The following is a 16416-nucleotide window of genomic DNA, read 5'->3' on the forward strand; positions in this document are numbered from 1 at the left end:
ATGGGGGACAACTGTGCCGCTCGCCGCCCTGAAACGCGCCGCCCGAGAATCCGTCTCGGGGCTGCCCCGCGAGTTCTGGTGGCTGTGGACCAGCACCCTCGTGAACCGGCTCGGGGCCTTCGTCGCCACGTTCATGGCGATCTACCTGACCCTCGACCGCGGCTACTCCGCCTCGTACGCCGGTCTGGTCGTCTCGCTGCACGGGCTCGGCGCGGTCGTCTCGTCGATCGGCGGCGGGGTCATGACCGACCGGCTCGGACGGCGCCCCACGCTTCTCGTCGCGCAGTCGTCCACGGCGTTCTCCGTCGCGCTGCTCGGCTTCGTGCACCACCCGGCGGCGATCGCCGGTGTCGCCTTCCTGGTGGGGATGGCGAGCAACGCCTCGCGGCCGGCGGTGCAGGCGATGATGGCGGACATCGTGCGGCCCGAGGACCGCGTGCGCGCGTTCTCCCTGAACTACTGGGCCATCAACCTCGGGTTCGCGGTCTCCTCCGCCGGTGCCGGCTTCATCGCCGAGGTCAGTTACGTCGCCGGGTTCCTCGTGGAGGCCGGCATGACGCTGGCCTGCGCGGTCGTCGTCTTCCTCAAGCTGCCCGAGTCACGGCCGGTGGCGACCACGAAGGAGGCGCGGGCCGAGGCCTCCGTCGGGCTCGGGACCGTGCTGCGCGACGGGCGCTTCATGAGCGTCGTCGGACTGAGCTTCCTCGTCGCGCTCGTCTTCCAGCAGGGCGCGGTCGGGCTGCCGATCGCGATGGGCGAGGCCGGGTTCACCCCGGCGGACTTCGGGATGGTCATCGCCGTCAACGGCCTGCTCGTGGTCGTGCTCCAGATCCCGGTGACCCGTTTCATCGAGCACCGGGACGCCCGTCGGCTCCTGGTGGCCTCGTCCCTCCTCGCCGGGTACGGCTTCGGGCTCACCGCGTTCGCCGGGTCGGTCGGCGTCTTCGTCCTCACGGTGTGCGTCTGGACCCTGGCCGAGATCGTCAACGCGCCCACCCAGACCGGGCTGGTGGTCCGGCTGTCCCCGCTGCACGGGCGCGGTCGCTACCAGGGCATGTACACGATGTCCTGGTCGGTGGCCGGCCTGATCGCCCCGCTGATGTCCGGCTTCGTCATCGACCGCTTCGGCGCGGAGTGGCTGTGGGGGCTGTGCGCGGTCATCGGGACGGTGGCGGGGGCGGGGTACTGGGTGCTGATGGAACGGGTTCCGGAAGGGGAACCGGAAGGGGAACCGGAAGGGGAACCGGTCAAGGAGGCGGCCTCCCCCGTCGGCGCCGTCCTCGCCGCCGAAGCCGTCAGGGGTGCATCCGCGACCCCTTGACCACCTTGTCCACCGCGTTCCTCGGCCCGTACACCGCCATCCCCACCACGTCCAACTCCCCTGCCCCCACGGCCCGTACGGCCGCCCGGTTGTCGCGGTCGTTGCCCGTGCCGAACAGGTCGGACGTGAAGACGGCACAGGGCAGGGACCGGGACACCGCCCGTCCGTGCGCCGCCCTCAGCGTCTCCTTGGCGGCCTCGAAGACGAGGACGGGCTGCCGGAACATCGGGAGGTACGGGGTGCCGTCCGCGTCCTCGTACGGCTCGCCGATCACCTCGGGGACCGTCATCCCCAGGCCGCTGACCAGGAACGCGGTCACGTTCAGGCGCTGCCAGGGTTCCAGATCCTCGCGCAGGACCACGGCGATCTTCGTGTCGAAGCGGACGGGGCCGGAGGCGAGGGCGGGCGTGGGGGCGGACGTGGGATCGAGGGCGGGGGTGGTGTGCGGTGCGTTCATGGTTCGAGACTGCCGACCGGTGTTCCCCGGCGTCTTGTACGTTCTTTGCGTGGCCGCCGTACCCTCGCCGCAGCGGCGAAACGTCTCCGCCTGGCGTCCGCGCGTCCCGGGCGTCCTTGAGGTGTTCCACGCCCACTTCGTCGAGTACGCCTACCCGATGCACGTACACGACACCTGGACGCTGCTCATCGTCGACGACGGCGCCGTACGGTACGACCTCGACCGGCACGAGCGGGGCACCCCGCACGACACCGTGACCCTCTTGCCGCCGCATGTGCCGCACAACGGGTCGCCCGCGACTCCGGACGGGTTCCGCAAGCGGGTCCTCTATCTCGACTCCACCCATCTCGGCGACGAGTTGATCGGAGCCGCCGTCGACCGGCCCGATCTGCGCGACCCCCTGCTGCGCCTGCGCGTCGGGCAGTTGCACGGTGCCCTCGTGCGGGCCGGGGAGGAGTTCGAGGCGGCGAGCCGGCTGGCGCTCGTCGCGGAACGGCTGCGTACGCGGTTGCGGGCGACGGACGTGAACCGTCCCGCGCGGGTCGATCCGCCGCTCGCCCGGCGGTTGCGCGAGCTTCTCGACGAGCGGCTCGTCGACGGGATCGCGCTCGACGAGGCGGCGCGGCTCACGCACGCCCATCCCGCGCATCTCGTACGGGCGTTCAGCGCGGCCTTCGGGATGCCGCCGCACCGGTATCTGACCGCGCGGCGCGTCGACCTGGCCCGGCGGCTGCTCCTCGACGGGCTGCCTGTCGGCGAGGTCGCGACGGCCACCGGGTTCTACGACCAGGCCCATCTCACGCGCCACTTCAGGAAGTTGGTGGGCGTGCCGCCCGGGCGCTATCGGCTCGGCCGTGGATTCAGTCCGTAGGGAGCCGGGTCAGGTGGGCGAAGGCGTCCAGGTTGCGGGTCGACTCGCCCCGGGACACCCGCCAGGCGTACTCCTTGCGGATCGCCGACGCGAACCCCAGCTCCAGAAGGGTGTTGAAGCCGCCGTCGGCCGCTTCCAGGACCGAGCCGAGGAGGCGGTCGATCTCCTCCGGGGTGATCGCGGACAGGGGCAGCTTGGACGTCACGTACACGTCGCCCAGGCGGTCCACCGCGTAACTCACGCCGTACAGCTTGAGGTTGCGTTCCAGGAGCCAGCGGTGGACGCCCGCCTCGTTCTCGTCGGGGTGGCGGATCACGAACGCGTTGAGCGAGAGGGAGTGCTTGCCGACGAGGAGCGAGACCGTCGTCGAGAGTTTGCGGGTGCCCGGGAGTTTCACCACGTAGTTGCCGGGCTTCGGGCTCTCCCAGTCCAGGTCGGCCTCGGTGAGGACCTGCTCGATGATCGACGCCGAATCAGCCATGCAGCGAGCGTACGCGACGCCTGTGGGCCTGCATCGCGGCCGTGTACACGTCCCCCGTGGCGGCGGCCGAGGCGTCCCAGCCGAAGCGCTGGGCGTGCCGGGCCGCCGACGCGCCCATCCGGGCGGACAGGGTGTCGTTGTCGGCGAAATCGCGCAGCACGCGCGCGTAGGCGGCGGGATCGTGGCCCTGTATGAGGAATCCCGTACGTCCTTCGTCGACGGCCACCGGGAGGCCGCCCACCGCTGCCGCCAGCACCGGTGTGCCCGCCGCCTGCGCCTCTATGGCGACCAGGCCGAACGATTCGCTGTACGACGGCATGACGAGGACGGAGGCCGCCCGGAACCAGTCCGCCAGCTGCTCCTGGCTGACGGGCGGGCGGAAGCGTACGACGTCCGCGATGCCCAGGCGGGCGGCGAGTTTCTGCAGGCCCTCCGGCTTGGCCAGGCCGCTGCCGCTGGGGCCGCCGACTATCGGGACGACGATGTTGGCGCGCAGCTCGGGGCGCTCGTCCAGGAGGACGGCGACCGCGCGGAGCAGCACGTCGGGGGCCTTCAGGGGCTGGATGCGGCCCGCGAAGAGGGGGATCAGGGCGTCCTGCGGGAGGCCGAGGCGGGCGCGGGCGGCGGCGCGGCCGTCGGCCGGGGAGAAGCGGTCGAGGTTGACGCCCGGGTGGACGACGGCGACCCTGCCGGGGTCGGCGTCGTAGTGCCGGACGAGTTCGTCGGCCTCTTCGGCGGTGTTGGCGATGAGACGGTCGGCGGCGGCCACGACCTGCATCTCGCCGATGACGCGGGCGACGGGCTCGGGGCTGTCGCCGTTGGCCAGGGCGGCGTTCTTGACCTTGGCCATGGTGTGCATGGCGTGCACCAGGGGGGTGCCCCAGCGCTGGGCGGCGAGCCAGCCGACGTGGCCGGAGAGCCAGTAGTGGGAGTGCACGAGGTCGTAGTGGCCGGGGCGGTGACCGGCCCAGGCCTGCATGACGCCGTGCGTGAAGGCGCACAGCTGGGCCGGCAGGTCCTCCTTGGGGAGGCCTTCGTAGGGGCCCGCGTCGATGTGGCGCACGAGGACGCCGGGGGCCAGCTCGACGGACGGGGGAAGGGCCGCCGTGGTGGCCCGGGTGAAGATCTCGACCTCGATGTTGATCGCGGCGAGGCGCTGCGCGAGCTCGACGATGTAGACGTTCATTCCGCCGGCGTCGCCCGTGCCGGGCTGGTGGAGCGGGGAGGTGTGCACGGAGAGCATGGCCACCCGGCGGGGCCTGCGGCGGCGGCCCAGCAGGCCGATGTACTGGCTCACGTGGCGTTCCTCCTTCTCGGCCCCGACATTTCCCGTTCCGTACCCGGCTTTTCGCACAGCTCCGCAGGGTCAACGCCGGGAGAAGGCAACCCATTTCCTCTTTGCCTAATCATTACCTTTTCCCGCTCAACCGTTCGAGCGGATGCCGCCCCTTACCCTCGTACGCATGACTGCTCCCCGCACATCGGCCCGCCCTCTGGGAACGGTGACGCGCGGGACGACCAACCCCAACAGGCTGCGCCGCATGGACCGCTGGATCGCGGCCACGCACGGCGCCGCGCTGCGCCGGGCCCCCTCCCCCGTCGCGGTCGACCTCGGGTACGGCGCCGCGCCCTGGACGGCCGTCGAGCTGCTCGCACGGCTGCGTACCGTGGCTCCACGCGCGCGCGTGGTCGGTGTCGAGATCGAGCCCGCCCGGGTCGCGGCGGCGAAACCGTACGAGCGCGAGGGGCTCGCCTTCCGGCACGGCGGCTTCGAGATCCCGGTGCCGGAGCGGCCGGCGCTCATCCGCGCGGCGAACGTGCTGCGGCAGTACGACGAGGCCGAGGTCGCCGGGGTCTGGGCGCGGCTGTGCGCCCGGCTCGCACCGGCCGCGGACGGCTCCGGAAGCGACCCCGGGGGCGGCTTCGGGGGCGGGCTGCTCGTCGAGGGGACGTGCGACGAGATCGGGCGCCGACACGTGTGGGTCGCCCTCGGACCCGAGGGTCCGCGAACGGTCACCTTCGCGACCCGGCTCGGCTCCCTGGACCGCCCCTCCGACCTCGCCGAACGCCTCCCGAAGGCCCTGATCCACCGCAACGTCCCGGGCGAACCGGTGCACGCCTTCCTGCGCGACTTCGACCGCGCCTGGGCCGCCGCGGCGCCCTACGCCTCGTACGGGGCCCGCCAGCGCTGGATCCGGGCGGTACGGGACCTGACGGCCGACTGGCCGGTGACGGACGGACCGGCGCGGTGGCGACAGGGGGAAGTGACCGTGGCGTGGGGGGCTCTGGCTCCTCGGCACTGAGGCGCCGACCCTTCGGATTGCTCACGATTCAGGGGCAACGATCTCCGTTCGCCGTTCGTCACACATGCGGGGGACAGGGGAAGGACGGGCAGCCTGCGGGAAGCCTGTTGCTTTTTGCGGTGACATGGCACGATCCCCCGGGCGCCATAAGTTACTGACGGTTAATCAAGTGGGCGAAAAGGTACGGGGGTACGGGGAATGGGAGCCGGCAAGCGGAATCTGCTCGCGACAGCCGTGGGACTGGTCTGCGCGGTCACCGTCCTGGGCGGCGCGGGAACCGCGTTCGCGAGCCCGGCACCCACCCCGACACCCACACCCTCGTCCACGCCCACGCCCACGCCCACGCCCACGCCCACGCCGAGCGTGACGCTGCCACCGAACAGGGACCTGGAAGCCGTACACAAGAAGCTGGAGAAGCTCTACCACGACGCGGCGGTCGCCACGGACGCCTACAACGCGGCGGAGGAGCAGACCGAGCGGCAGTCCGCCGAGATCGTCGAGCTGGCCCGGGAGATCGTCAAGGGGCAGGAGCGGCTGGCCGAGTTGAAGGACCGCGCGGGTGCCGCGGCACGCGCCCAGTACCGCTCGGGAGGCCTGCCGCCGGAGGCGCGGCTGTGGCTCAGCGACGATCCGCAGGCGTGGCTGGAGGGGGTCAGCCGGATCCGGCAGGGCGAGAAGGCGACCACGGGCCTGCTCGCCGAAATGACGCGCACCCAGCAGGACCTGGAGCTGTACGCGCGGGACGCCTCGGCCCAGTGGCAGAAGCTGGAGACGAGCCGGAAGGCCAGGGCCGCCGCCCAGAAACAGATCAAGCAGCAGATCGCGGCGGCCGAGGACCTGGAGTCCCAGCTCCAGAAGGAGGAGAAGGAACGCCTCGCGGCACTGGAGCGCGAGGCCGCCGCCAGGGCGCAGACGTCCTGGCTCAGCTCCGGCGCCCTCGACGGCACCGACGGCAGCACGACGGCGCAGGGCGAGAAAGCCGTGAAATTCGCGACGGCGCAGCTGGGCAAGCCGTACGAGTGGGGCGCCGAGGGCCCCGGCACGTTCGACTGCTCGGGCCTGACCTCGGCGGCCTGGGCGGCGGCCGGGGTCACCATCCCGCGCACCTCGCAGCAGCAGTGGGCCCAGCTTCCGCACGTCGACATCAAGGACATGCGTCCCGGCGACCTGATCGTCTACTTCGACGACGCGAGCCACATCGCGATGTACGTGGGCGACGGCAAGATGGTGCACGCCCCGCGGCCCGGGCGGACGGTGACGATCGCCGGGGCGGGATCGATGAAGATACTCGGGGTGGTCCGGCCGGGCACGTGAACCCGGAGACCACCTAGGACAATTCGTCACACAGGGCACTTTCCATCTCGCGCAGAGCATCCCGTGCCGCGCGTGACCCGCCCCACGTGACCCACCGCACCCGCCGGCCCCGCCCAACCCTCCGGCGGACGTGATATTCGTCATCCCCGGGTGGGCAACCCCGTACCCAAGTGCGTTACGGAGCACGGCATATGACACCGGTGCCCCCGCGCGGACACGCCGACGACCATTCCGCTGCGGGCCTGTCAACCGCTATGGTCCCGGTCGGTGGATCGAGACCCCTCGCCCATCGTGCCCTCGGGGGGAGGGAAGGAACCCACGACGATGCCCGTACCCGTACCGCGGCAGAGAGCGATCCCGGCCCTGGAGAACGGTCAGGCGCCGGCCCCGCCCATGCCCGGAGCGACCTCCACGGGCATCACCGGCCCCGGCCCCGGCACCCCCTCCGCCGGAGCGGCTCCGCACGCACAGAAGCCCACCGGCACGGACCCCGCTGACGTCGCCGCCAACGCCGCTTCCTCCCTCACCGCCCCCGGCACGCATCTGACCCTGCTGCTGATCCAGGACGACCCGGGCGGCTCGCCCGTCGTGCCCGAGCTGCTCGACGCGTCGGGCAAGCCGATACGCGTCCGTACGGCACGCAACCTCACCGAGGCCGCGCGGCTGCTCACCGACGACGTCCACTGCATCCTGCTGGACCTCGCCCTGCCCGCGCCCCACCACGCCGAGGACGGCAACGACGACGAACTGGCGGTGCTGAAGCACGTACTGCGGCTCGCGCCCCGGCACGCCGTCCTAGCGCTCACCGCCTCAGGCGACGCCGAGCGCGGTACGGAGGCGGTCCGCGTCGGCGCCCAGGACTACCTCTTCCGCGACGAGCTGGACGGCCGGCTGCTGAGCCGCGCGATCCGCTACGCCGTGGAGCGGAAACGCTCCGACAGAGCCGAACGCCGGCTCACCGAGTCCCGGCTGCGGGCCCAGGAGAACGCCCGCCTGGAACGCGGCCTGCTCCCCACCCCGCTCCTCGACGGCTCCTCACTGCGCTTCGCCGCCCGCTACCGCCCCGGCCGCTCCCGCGCCCTGCTCGGCGGCGACTTCTACGACACGGTCCGCACGCCCGACGGCACGGTCCACGCGATGATCGGCGACGTGTGCGGGCACGGTCCCGACGAGGCGGCGCTCGGCGTGGAGCTGCGCATCGCGTGGCGCGCGCTCACCCTGGCGGGCCTGTGCGGCGACGCGCTGCTGGGCACACTGCAACAGGTCCTCGAACACGAACGTGAGAGCGACGAGATCTTCGCGACGCTCTGCACGGTCGACATCTCGCCCGACGGCCGCACCGCGGGCCTGTGCCTGGCCGGTCACCCGGCTCCGCTGCTGGTCCGCCCGGCACCCGGGCTCTCCGGCTCTCCCGCCGTCGCCGAACTGCTGCCCTACGACAACAACGGCCCGGCACTGGGTCTGCTGCCGGGGGCACGCTGGCCTCGTACGCAGGTGCGACTGGGGGCCGAGTGGACGCTGATGCTCTACACGGACGGTCTGATCGAGGGCCATGTCGGCGTGGGCAGGGAACGGCTCGGCCAGGACGGCATGGTGGCGATGATCCGCCGCCAGCTGGCACAGGGCCTGCGCGGGGAGGACCTGCTGCGGGCGGCCGTGAGCGAGGTCCGCGAACTGAACGGCGGAGAACTGACGGACGACCTGGCGGTCCTGCTGCTGGACCGCCAGGCATAGCCCGCCGACTACGGCTTACGGCATACGACTTACGGGCTCCAAGCGCCGGGCTGCGGGCTGCGGGCTGCGGGTCAATGCCCCTTACCCGCGGGTCAACGACCGCCGTTGTACGGCCCGTACGGCCCGTCACTGCTGGAGCCGCCACCCCTGCGGCTGCGCCCGCCGCCCGGGAGCCCGCGCAGGGCCGGTCGTACGTCGACCATGTACACGATCGTCGCGACCAGGCCGATGATCGGCAGGAACGACAGGATCTCGAAGATCAGGCTCACCACGAAGGCGAGCCCGAGGATGACCAGCCAGAACGGCTTGGTCTTCTTGTCCGCCGCACGATAGGCATCCTCGCGGCGCACGGCGGCGTCGAAGAGCGCGAAGCCGCTGAAAAGGGTAAAGGCCGTGCTCAGCAGCCACATGAACCCGTTGAACCCTTGCATCAGCACTACGTCCACCACCAAGCTCGGTCAGTTCGTACGTCCGGTCACCGTACCCGCAACCGCAAACCCGCTACCCGTCAAACGGGCCGGGCACTCATGGAGTGCCCGGCCCGTCCTCGTACACGCTGTTTCACCCGTTCGGCTCTGCCGAGCGGCTACGCGCCTGGCCTGCCCGTATGCCTACTTGGCGGGCGGGGTCGTCTTCTTGGCGGCGGGCTTGCGGGCCGGAGCCTTCTTCGCGGCGGGCTTCCTGGCAGGCGCGGGCTCGACCTTGGCCTCGACGGGAGCCGGGGCGGCGGGGGCCGGCACCTTCTCCTCGGTCGCGACCTTGACCTCGACCGGCTCGGCCTTCGGCTCGACGGCGATGGCCAGTTCCTCGATCTCCTCGGCGGCCTCGCCGCGCCAGGTCTTCACGGCCTGCTCGCCGTGCTCGGCGACCTTCTCGTACGTCTCGCGCGCCTTCACGGCGTACTCGGCGGCGACACCGACACCGCGCAGGGCGAGGTCCTGGGCGCTCTCACCGAGCTTCTTCAGGTCGGCGTCGATGGTGGAACCGAGCTTCTTGAAGTCACCGTCCAGCGTGCTGATGAACTCGCCGACCTTGGTCTGGATGGTCTCCTGCGCCTCCTTGGCACGGCCGGCAGCCTTCTCCTGCGCCTCCTTGGCGCGAGCGGCGGCCTTCTCCTGAACCGCCTTCGGGTCGGTACCGCGCACGGCCTCGATCCGGGCCGGCGCCTCGGCACGCAGCTGCTCGACCAGAGCGGGCACCTTCTTGGCCTGCTGAAGGGCGAGGTCGGCGGTGCCGGCGGCGAAGTAGAGCGGCGTGGGGTCGCTGAAGGTCTTGCGGAGGTCGTCGGTGATGGCCATGGTGATGGTCCTCCCGGGTTGCTTCGAACTGAGGGTTTGGGGTTTCCGTGAACGTCGGGCCGGTCCCGACCAGTGCGTCTGACGCGTCTGGTGCGTCACCCGGCCGTCTGCTGCGGGTCGGCGTCGCTGCCGGTGCCTATGTCTGTATCTCTGCCTGTATCGCTGCCTGATTGCCTGTCCGGGTCTCCGTGAGCGCCCCCCGGAACGCCCGGCACGGGGACGTCCGTCGAAACGGGAGCACTGCCCGGACCGGCAACCTCTGAGACGTCGGACACCTCGGACACCTCGGCGATCTCGAACCCGTTCTCCTTGCGAAAGGACTCGTAGATCTGCAGCAGCACCTGCTTCTGCCGTTCACTGAGCGTGGGATCGGCAAGGATGGCGGCACGCGTCTCCACCTCGTCCCGGTCCCGCTCGGCGTCGAGGATCCCGGCCCGCACATACAACGTCTCGGCGGAGATCCGCAGCGCCTTGGCGACCTGCTGCAACACCTCCGCGCTCGGCTTGCGCAGCCCGCGCTCGATCTGACTCAGATACGGATTCGACACCCCGGCGGCATCGGCGAGCTGCCTGAGGGACAGCTGCGCGGTGCGCCGCTGGTCGCGCAGGTACTCACCAAGATTGCCGACGTTGAGCGTTGCCATGCATCCAGCTTGCAACACCCCTGCTAACTATTGCAAGCGCCTGCTTGCAAAAGTGCGCTACGCCACGTCGGCCGTCGTCTGAGCCCGAGCACGACAGGTGTCGCATTTGCACGACAACTGTCGCCATCCGGGTCCGGCCACCTTGCGCAGGTGCTCTTGGGACGCCCTCCACGGGTCGCCGGGAAGCGGCGTTGTCGGTGGGCTCTGCCAGGGTGTCCGCCGTGGACGAACTGGTGGAGCGTGTCGACGATCAAGATCGCGAGCTGGGGGTGGTGGTCAGCCGCCGGGAGGCCATCCGGGAGGGCTGGCTGCACCGGGTCGCAGTGACGGTGTGTCGTGATGAGCGGGGGCGGATCCTCGTCCACCGGCGGTCGGAGCAGCTCTCGCGCTTCCCCGGGCTCTACGAGGTCGTGGTCGGTGGCGCCGTGGATGTCGGCGAGTCCTATGAACAGGCCGCCGCGCGGGAGCTGGCCGAAGAGCTGGGCATTCGTGTGCTGCCGCGCCTGCTGTTCACGTTCCTCAACCGCAGCGGTTTGAGCCCTCACTGGCTCGGCGTGCACGAAGCCGTGGTGCCGGACACGGTGGCCGCCGATCCTGACGAGGTCGCCTGGCACGGCCGGCTGACGGAGCCGGAGCTGCGGTCGGCCCTGCTGGAGTGGCGCTTCACTCCCGACAGCCACGAAGCCTTCAGCCGGTATCTCGCGTTCCGGGCCACGCGGTCCTGACCCTTGCCCGCCTCGCGGGCCGGGAGGCCTGCTTGAGGCCAACGCGCCTTGTGGGAACGGCTGTTCGTGACAGGGGGCTACGGATGCTTGATCGACCACTTCGACGGCACCGACCTCTCCTGGGAGGCGGAGGACGCCGTGATCAGGACAGGGCAGGAGGTGTTCGCCGGGCTGCCGGCCGAGGTGGGAGATCCGCAACGAGGCCCGCGTGCACCCCAGTCCCGCTCCTCTCTGAGCACGTACGGCTTGGTCCCGTTCACCGACACGGTGACGAGGAACGGCCTTGCCCGCAAGGACCTGGTCCTCGCATCATCTGCGGATGGACGACACGCCGAGCCGCCTCCCGACCGCTCTGCCCGTGTTGCGCTCCAGGGCGCGCGACGCGGGCTTCACCATGTCAAGCGAGGACCGCACTGGAAGTCTCCTGGCAGCACTCGCCGCCGCCCGGCCCGCGGGCCGGATCCTCGAACTCGGCACCGGAGCCGGTGAGGGCACCGCCTGGCTCCTCAGCGGCATGGACCCCGCCTCCCGCCTGACCACCGTCGAACTCGACCCCACCATCCAAGCCATCGCCCAAGAGCAGTTGGGCGCCGACCCGCGGGTGACCTTCGTTTCCGGGGACGGCGGCACCTGGCTGGAGGAGTTCGCCGGCATCCCCTTCGACCTCGTCTTCGCGGACACCTGGCCAGGCAAGTTCACACACCTCGACCGAGCCCTGGACCTCGTGGCTCCCGGCGGGACCTACCTGATCGACGACCTCTCCCCCCAGCCCGGCTGGCCGGAGGGCCACGAAGCCTCCGTCAAACGCCTTCTGGCCGAACTGGACGAACGCGAGGACTTCCGATGCGTCCGCCTGGCATGGGCAAGTGGACTGCTGATGGCCGTACGGACAGCCTGACGGCCGGGAGTCGCCCGCGATCACGAGCCCTCCAGCGTGCTGGCGCTCCAGCGTTCTAGCGTGACGGGGCTCTCGGGAATCGGCCAGTGCCGCTCGTCGCCTCAGCCGTATCCGGCGCTCAACGGAGTGAGGAACTTCGACGAGCACCGTGCGTGCCTTCGGCCGGGTTCGCCGGCTTGTCGAGGGTGTGGGTCATGCCGGACGGACAGAATGCCTTCGGGGTCCCCGCAGCAGCCGTCTACGCTCTCGGCATGCACCGCAGGGATGTCACGCGGGACGACGGCACGTGGGCGGGCCTGTCCCTGGACGTGCAGGACCGCCACCAGCCGGGGCTGTGCGTGTTCACTGCCGGTGCGCAGCTGCTGGTCTCCCAGATGTCGCAGCCCGTGCTGCTCGCCGTCGTCGATGAGCAGCACGAGGGCGTGGACTTCTGGCGCACCGATGCGTACCGCTCCTTCGTCCCGCCCTTGCGTGCCGATACGGGCCGTGCGCTGGCGGGCAGCCCGGAACGGTGGGCCCACCGCTTTGCGCAGTACCTCATCGACTCGCCGGGCAGCCCGTTGCACGAGGGCCGGTGGCTGCTCTCGTGCGAGAGCCCGCTCCGGCGCTGGCCAAGGCCGTGTACGACGGCACCGACGCGGACGCCGAGACATCCCTCGCCACCGGCCTGAACTGGGTCCTCGACACCGTGGCCGCCAAACTCACCCGGCCGCCGGCGTGACACTCCGCGTCCGCGGAACGCGAACGGCCCGCCGTTTCGGGGGAAAACGGCGGGCCGTACTGACCGTCACGGTGCCACACCCGTCGGTTACGCGCACGCCGTGACGGTGAGATCGCAGCCACCCGGGATCTGACCCCGGACAACGGACAGGGCCCGTCCGCTGTGTGCGGACGGGCCCGTATATGGAGCGCTGGGCAGGCCTTGCACCTGCATTTCCCCGCAGGAAGCGGGGCGTCTTTCCTTGGACGACCAACGCACAGCCAGCCACCCCGAGTTGCGGCGACCAGTTCAAGATCAAGTCTAGCGCACACGGCCCAGCACTTTGGTCACAGGCAGGCCCTGCCGTCGCCGAGCCGGTCCTCGACCGAAGCCGGGCGGAAGTCGCGCGGCAGTCGGGCGAAAGTCCCGGGGTCCCGGGGCAGTCGGGCGGCGAACCGCTCCGGTTCCAGGGGCCTCCCGGTCAAGGGCGCGCGGTGGGGCGGCTGTTCGGTGAGGTGCTGATCGCCTCTCAAGGTCACCGGGCCGGACAGGCGTGACGGCCCCGGCAGGCCTGGCGGGCAGGCAAGCAGGCAGGCAGTGAGTGAGTGCGTCCGCAGGCAAGGGGTGCGTACCGCAGGGCGGTCGGCGCGTGCCGCACGGCAGTCGGTCGCTTCGGCCGGATCGACCGGCCAGTGCCTGCACCAACCAGGGCCTGCCGGGCCGTCAGTTCCGCCAGGGGCGCGATCTCGGGCGCCAGCCCGGGACAGCCTGGCGGTAGCGTTCGTATTCCGCGCCGAAGGTACGCAGCAGGGCGGGCTCCTCGTACCACCTCGCGAAAGCCCACATGGCCGTCCCGGCGAGCAGGGCGTACGCCAGCAGGACCGGTCGGGCCAGCAGCAGTCCCTGCCCGGCGATCACGGTCACCACCGCCACGTACATCGGGTTGCGTACGTACCGGTACAGTCCGCCGACCACCAAGTGCTCGGTCCTCGCCACCGGTGCCGGGGTGCCCAGCCCTTCGGCCACGAACCGCGCGAACGCGTGGACCAGCACCACCGCGCCCATGGTCAGTGCGACACCGCCCGGCACCCGTAACGGCAACCACCAATGGCCGGCCTGCCAGCGCGTCAGCCACCAGGGCACCAGCCCGGCCACCGTCCCCGGAGCAAGTGCCATGAACACCGAACTGCCCACGGCTGCGGCCGACTTGCGCATTCAGCCAGCATGGCCGCAGCACGCCTTGGCGTAAACCGGTGGAAAGGGACAGGCAGACGGGTGGACAGGTGGACAGGTGGACGGGCCAAGCCGAGCAGCGCGCCCCCGGCCTCGCGCAGCTCGACGGCTCCCGGCTCGCCCAACACAATCGCCAGGCCCGGTCACACACCACCTCGCCGACCTTCCGACAGTCCGCACCCGGTTTCCGCCCGGCCGGCCTGGTGGGGAGGAAGGGGCCGTCCGGTCCTCGGCGGAGGGACGGCTCACCAGTCTCCGTCCACTATCTGTACCGGTTCCTGCACCTGCACCTGCTCCTGATCCCGGCCCGCGGCAGGATCCGGTCAGCCCCTGACGATGCAGAACGGATGGCCGGCCGGATCGGTGAGGACCCGTGCCTTGGTTCCGTGGGGCTGGTGGTCCGGTTTGGCCGCGCCCAGCTCCAGGAGGCGGGCCTCGGCCTCCTCCAGGTTCTCCCCGACCTTGAAGCAGATGTGAAGCTGCTGCGGAACGGTCTGGTCGGGCCAGCGCGGAGCCCGGTAGCCGTCGACCCGCTGGAAGCCGATGAAGAGTCCGTCCTCACCGTTGAGACCCGCGAAGTCGGCGTCCGACTTCGGGTGCAGTTCGAGGCCGGTGGCCTGCTGATAGAACGCCGCCAGAGCCGGCGGATCAGGGCAGTCGAGTGTGATCGCGCTCAGCCTCATCTGTAGCGGCACGACGCCTCCGGGCCGATCAGTGGAGTTCCGCCATTGCTTTGACTCCGCCGACATTACTTTGACTCTGCCGATGCAGGATTCTGGAGGCGCCTGCCCGCGGCAGGTGAGGCAGGACCTCAACCGGCCGCAGGGCCGAACCACTTGGCCAACGCGACGGCCAGATCCCTCTGGTCCGCATCCCCTTGATCCCCGCCGACCCACGCCACGTAGCCGTCCGGCCGCAGCAGTGCCGCGGGTACGTCGAGTTCGTCCGGTTCCTGGGTGTCGTCGACGACGTGGTCGACGCGGTCCTCCCAGCCGGTCGCCGAGAGTCGGCCGGTCCGGTCGAGGAGGAGGCCTCGGCCGTCGTGCATGAGCTCGTAGAGGCGACCCTGCTTCAGTGTCAGGTCCCGCATGCGCCGGCCGAGCAGGTCGTGGCCCTCGCCGAGGTCGTAGCGGATGCCGATGCCGACGAGCTTCTCGATCAGGTGCCGCTTCACGTTCTCGAAGTCCATCAGCTCCGACAGCAGTCGGCGTACGGACTGGGCGCCCGGATCGGTGGACATCAGGTGCGTCTGCGCGCGGGTGCTGTCCAGCACCTCGGCGGCCACCTGGTGCCGTTCGGTGTGGTAGCTGTCCAGCAGCCCCTCCGGTGCCCGCCCGGCGATCTCCGCGGCCAGTTTCCAGCCCAGGTTGAACGCGTCCTGGATGCCGAGGTTGAGCCCCTGTCCGCCGACCGGCGGATGGATGTGCGCCGCGTCGCCGGCCAGCAGTACCCGGCCGGTGCGGTAGCGCTCGGCCTGCCGGGTGGCGTCGCCGAAGCGGGAGATCCAGCGCGGGGAGTGCACACCGAAGTCGGTACCGGCGTACGCCCGCAACTGCTGCTTGACCTCGTCCAGGGTCGGCGGGACCGCGCGGTCCTCGGTCACCCCGTCGGCGGGCACGACGACGCGATACACCCCCTCGCCTCCCATGGGCCCGAGGCCGAACCACTTCTGGGTCTTGCGGACCTCGGCCACCACGGACGCCACCGTCTCCTGCGGTACGCCCACCTCCATCTCGCCGAGCAGCGCCTGGAGCCGGGTCGGCTCGCCGGGGAAGCCGACGCCGAGCAGCTTGCGTACGGTGCTGCGGCCTCCGTCACAGCCCACGAGGTAGCGCGAGCGCAGCCGTGTGCCGTCGGCGAGCTCGGCGGTCACGCCCTCCTCGTCCTGGCTCAGCCCGACCAGCTCGCAGGAGCGCCGGATGTCGGCACCGAGTTCGGTGGCGTGCTCGAACAGCAGGCGGTCGGTGACGGTCTGCGGGATGCCGAGTACGTACGGATGCGCGGTGTCCAGCCGGGCGGGCGCGGGCTTGTCCATGGCGGCGAAGAAGCCGCCTGCGACCGGGTACTGCTGTCCGTGCGCGAGGAACCGCTCCAGCAGACCGCGCTGGTCCATCACCTCGATGCTGCGCACATGCAGACCGAGCGCGCGGACGACCGGGGTCGGCTCCGCGTCCCGCTCCAGCACGACCACGTGCACGCCGTGCAGCCGCAGCTCGGCGGCCAGCATCAGGCCGGTGGGTCCTCCGCCGACCACGATCACGTCCATCATGAAAACCCCCATTTCGGCAGCCTCGACTACCGTGATCTCCGCGATTTCCGCAGGTCCGGGCTGCCTCGGCCGACGATTCTGCGGCATGACCGGGGTCTTGCCGCAAGCCCCCCAGTGGGCTATAGCTTGAGAGTGGAGGGGAGTGGCCGCGCTCTCTCCTCCGGCTCC

18 protein-coding genes and 2 pseudogenes are annotated in these 16416 nt (G+C 70.9%); 9 read left to right on the top strand and 11 right to left on the bottom strand.

Annotated elements, in window-relative coordinates; genetic code table 11:
* Positions 1 to 13 precede the first annotated feature (13 nt).
* Positions 14 to 1321 (top strand): MDR family MFS transporter, encoded by a 1308-nt coding sequence (locus OG595_RS18720; protein ID WP_329273533.1) that lies wholly within the window; start codon positions 14 to 16, stop codon positions 1319 to 1321.
* Here the strand turns inward: OG595_RS18720 and OG595_RS18725 are convergent.
* Positions 1296 to 1778, bottom strand: coding sequence for a DUF2000 domain-containing protein (locus OG595_RS18725; protein WP_329273535.1), 483 nt, complete (start codon positions 1776 to 1778; stop codon positions 1296 to 1298). The two genes, OG595_RS18720 and OG595_RS18725, sit on opposite strands and share 26 nt — an antisense overlap.
* On the opposite strand from OG595_RS18725, the gene OG595_RS18730 reads away from it, so the two are divergent.
* Positions 1777 to 2649 (top strand): helix-turn-helix transcriptional regulator, encoded by an 873-nt coding sequence (locus OG595_RS18730; RefSeq protein WP_329273537.1) that lies wholly within the window; start codon positions 1777 to 1779, stop codon positions 2647 to 2649. The two genes, OG595_RS18725 and OG595_RS18730, sit on opposite strands and share 2 nt — an antisense overlap.
* On the opposite strand, the gene OG595_RS18735 is transcribed toward OG595_RS18730, so the two are convergent.
* Positions 2639 to 3130: a YbjN domain-containing protein gene (locus OG595_RS18735; protein WP_329273539.1), complete on the bottom strand. Its 492-nt coding sequence runs from the start codon at positions 3128 to 3130 to the stop codon at positions 2639 to 2641. The two genes, OG595_RS18730 and OG595_RS18735, sit on opposite strands and share 11 nt — an antisense overlap.
* A complete protein-coding gene (mshA, locus tag OG595_RS18740; protein WP_443073073.1) occupies positions 3123 to 4427 on the bottom strand; it encodes a D-inositol-3-phosphate glycosyltransferase in 1305 nt (434 codons plus the stop codon). The genes OG595_RS18735 and mshA overlap by 8 nt, the downstream gene beginning before the upstream one ends.
* Before the next feature lie 166 nt (positions 4428 to 4593).
* Between mshA and OG595_RS18745 the strand changes: the two genes are divergently transcribed.
* The 3 genes from OG595_RS18745 to OG595_RS18755 all read left to right on the top strand — a co-directional run bounded on the left by OG595_RS18745 (position 4594) and on the right by OG595_RS18755 (position 8481).
* On the top strand, positions 4594 to 5433 hold the full coding sequence (locus tag OG595_RS18745) for a class I SAM-dependent methyltransferase (RefSeq protein WP_329273540.1): 840 nt from the start codon (positions 4594 to 4596) through the stop codon (positions 5431 to 5433).
* Positions 5434 to 5631: 198 nt separating this feature from the next.
* Positions 5632 to 6747, top strand: coding sequence for a C40 family peptidase (locus tag OG595_RS18750; RefSeq protein ID WP_329273541.1), 1116 nt, complete (start codon positions 5632 to 5634; stop codon positions 6745 to 6747).
* A 324-nt stretch (positions 6748 to 7071) separates the two neighbouring features.
* Positions 7072 to 8481, top strand: coding sequence for a PP2C family protein-serine/threonine phosphatase (locus OG595_RS18755; RefSeq protein ID WP_329273542.1), 1410 nt, complete (start codon positions 7072 to 7074; stop codon positions 8479 to 8481).
* Between the two features lie 92 nt (positions 8482 to 8573).
* Here OG595_RS18755 and OG595_RS18760 read toward each other — a convergent pair whose 3' ends face one another.
* The 3 genes from OG595_RS18760 to OG595_RS18770 all read right to left on the bottom strand — a co-directional run bounded on the left by OG595_RS18760 (position 8574) and on the right by OG595_RS18770 (position 10423).
* On the bottom strand, positions 8574 to 8912 hold the full coding sequence (locus OG595_RS18760; RefSeq protein ID WP_329283014.1) for a DUF2516 family protein: 339 nt from the start codon (positions 8910 to 8912) through the stop codon (positions 8574 to 8576).
* Between the two features lie 180 nt (positions 8913 to 9092).
* Complete coding sequence (locus OG595_RS18765) at positions 9093 to 9779, bottom strand: hypothetical protein (protein ID WP_329273543.1); 687 nt, start codon at positions 9777 to 9779, stop codon at positions 9093 to 9095.
* Positions 9780 to 9874: 95 nt separating this feature from the next.
* Entirely contained in the window at positions 9875 to 10423 is a 549-nt protein-coding gene (locus OG595_RS18770; protein WP_329273544.1) for a helix-turn-helix domain-containing protein, read from the bottom strand.
* 212 nt (positions 10424 to 10635) lie between these two features.
* Here OG595_RS18770 and OG595_RS18775 point away from each other — a divergent pair, with 212 nt between their 5' ends.
* From OG595_RS18775 to OG595_RS18780, 3 genes and pseudogenes are all read left to right on the top strand, one after another.
* Positions 10636 to 11148, top strand: a complete 513-nt coding sequence (locus OG595_RS18775; RefSeq protein WP_329273545.1) for an NUDIX domain-containing protein — start codon at positions 10636 to 10638, stop codon at positions 11146 to 11148.
* A gap of 96 nt (positions 11149 to 11244) precedes the next feature.
* Positions 11245 to 11362, top strand: a pseudogene (locus OG595_RS45365) (nucleotidyltransferase family protein); the annotation flags it as partial.
* A gap of 105 nt (positions 11363 to 11467) precedes the next feature.
* Positions 11468 to 12046, top strand: coding sequence for an O-methyltransferase (locus tag OG595_RS18780; protein WP_329273546.1), 579 nt, complete (start codon positions 11468 to 11470; stop codon positions 12044 to 12046).
* Between the two features lie 101 nt (positions 12047 to 12147).
* On the opposite strand, the gene OG595_RS18785 is transcribed toward OG595_RS18780, so the two are convergent.
* Positions 12148 to 12567, bottom strand: coding sequence for a hypothetical protein (locus tag OG595_RS18785; RefSeq protein ID WP_329273548.1), 420 nt, complete (start codon positions 12565 to 12567; stop codon positions 12148 to 12150).
* A gap of 80 nt (positions 12568 to 12647) precedes the next feature.
* On the opposite strand from OG595_RS18785, the pseudogene OG595_RS18790 reads away from it, so the two are divergent.
* Positions 12648 to 12767 (top strand): annotated as a pseudogene (locus tag OG595_RS18790) (TetR/AcrR family transcriptional regulator); the annotation flags it as partial.
* Positions 12768 to 13093: 326 nt separating this feature from the next.
* Here the strand turns inward: OG595_RS18790 and OG595_RS18795 are convergent.
* The 4 genes from OG595_RS18795 to rox all read right to left on the bottom strand — a co-directional run bounded on the left by OG595_RS18795 (position 13094) and on the right by rox (position 16248).
* On the bottom strand, positions 13094 to 13231 hold the full coding sequence (locus tag OG595_RS18795) for a hypothetical protein (RefSeq protein ID WP_329273550.1): 138 nt from the start codon (positions 13229 to 13231) through the stop codon (positions 13094 to 13096).
* Positions 13232 to 13469: 238 nt separating this feature from the next.
* Positions 13470 to 13961 (bottom strand): methyltransferase family protein, encoded by a 492-nt coding sequence (locus OG595_RS18800; protein ID WP_329273551.1) that lies wholly within the window; start codon positions 13959 to 13961, stop codon positions 13470 to 13472.
* Positions 13962 to 14302: 341 nt separating this feature from the next.
* Positions 14303 to 14674 carry a VOC family protein gene (locus OG595_RS18805; RefSeq protein WP_329273552.1) on the bottom strand — a complete coding sequence of 124 codons (372 nt, stop codon included), beginning with the start codon at positions 14672 to 14674 and terminating at the stop codon, positions 14303 to 14305.
* Positions 14675 to 14790: 116 nt separating this feature from the next.
* Entirely contained in the window at positions 14791 to 16248 is a 1458-nt protein-coding gene (gene rox / locus OG595_RS18810; protein WP_329283016.1) for a rifampin monooxygenase, read from the bottom strand.
* Between the last annotated feature and the right edge of the window lie 168 nt (positions 16249 to 16416).

Source organism: Streptomyces sp. NBC_01451 (assembly GCF_036227485.1).
Classification (GTDB): Bacteria; Actinomycetota; Actinomycetes; order Streptomycetales; family Streptomycetaceae; genus Streptomyces.

Excerpts from the sequence above, each read along its gene's own strand:
- OG595_RS18730 (WP_329273537.1), top strand. The coding sequence starts at position 1,777 with ATGGTTCGAGACTGCCGACCGGTGTTCCCCGGCGTCTTGTACGTTCTT.
- OG595_RS18760 (WP_329283014.1), bottom strand. The coding sequence starts at position 8,912 with ATGCAAGGGTTCAACGGGTTCATGTGGCTGCTGAGCACGGCCTTTACC.
- OG595_RS18770 (WP_329273544.1), bottom strand. The coding sequence starts at position 10,423 with ATGGCAACGCTCAACGTCGGCAATCTTGGTGAGTACCTGCGCGACCAG.
- OG595_RS18735 (WP_329273539.1), bottom strand. The coding sequence starts at position 3,130 with ATGGCTGATTCGGCGTCGATCATCGAGCAGGTCCTCACCGAGGCCGAC.
- OG595_RS18725 (WP_329273535.1), bottom strand. The coding sequence starts at position 1,778 with ATGAACGCACCGCACACCACCCCCGCCCTCGATCCCACGTCCGCCCCC.
- OG595_RS18755 (WP_329273542.1), top strand. The coding sequence starts at position 7,072 with ATGCCCGTACCCGTACCGCGGCAGAGAGCGATCCCGGCCCTGGAGAAC.
- rox (WP_329283016.1), bottom strand. The coding sequence starts at position 16,248 with ATGATGGACGTGATCGTGGTCGGCGGAGGACCCACCGGCCTGATGCTG.
- OG595_RS18780 (WP_329273546.1), top strand. The coding sequence starts at position 11,468 with ATGGACGACACGCCGAGCCGCCTCCCGACCGCTCTGCCCGTGTTGCGC.
- OG595_RS18745 (WP_329273540.1), top strand. The coding sequence starts at position 4,594 with ATGACTGCTCCCCGCACATCGGCCCGCCCTCTGGGAACGGTGACGCGC.
- OG595_RS18800 (WP_329273551.1), bottom strand. The coding sequence starts at position 13,961 with ATGCGCAAGTCGGCCGCAGCCGTGGGCAGTTCGGTGTTCATGGCACTT.
- OG595_RS18750 (WP_329273541.1), top strand. The coding sequence starts at position 5,632 with ATGGGAGCCGGCAAGCGGAATCTGCTCGCGACAGCCGTGGGACTGGTC.
- OG595_RS18765 (WP_329273543.1), bottom strand. The coding sequence starts at position 9,779 with ATGGCCATCACCGACGACCTCCGCAAGACCTTCAGCGACCCCACGCCG.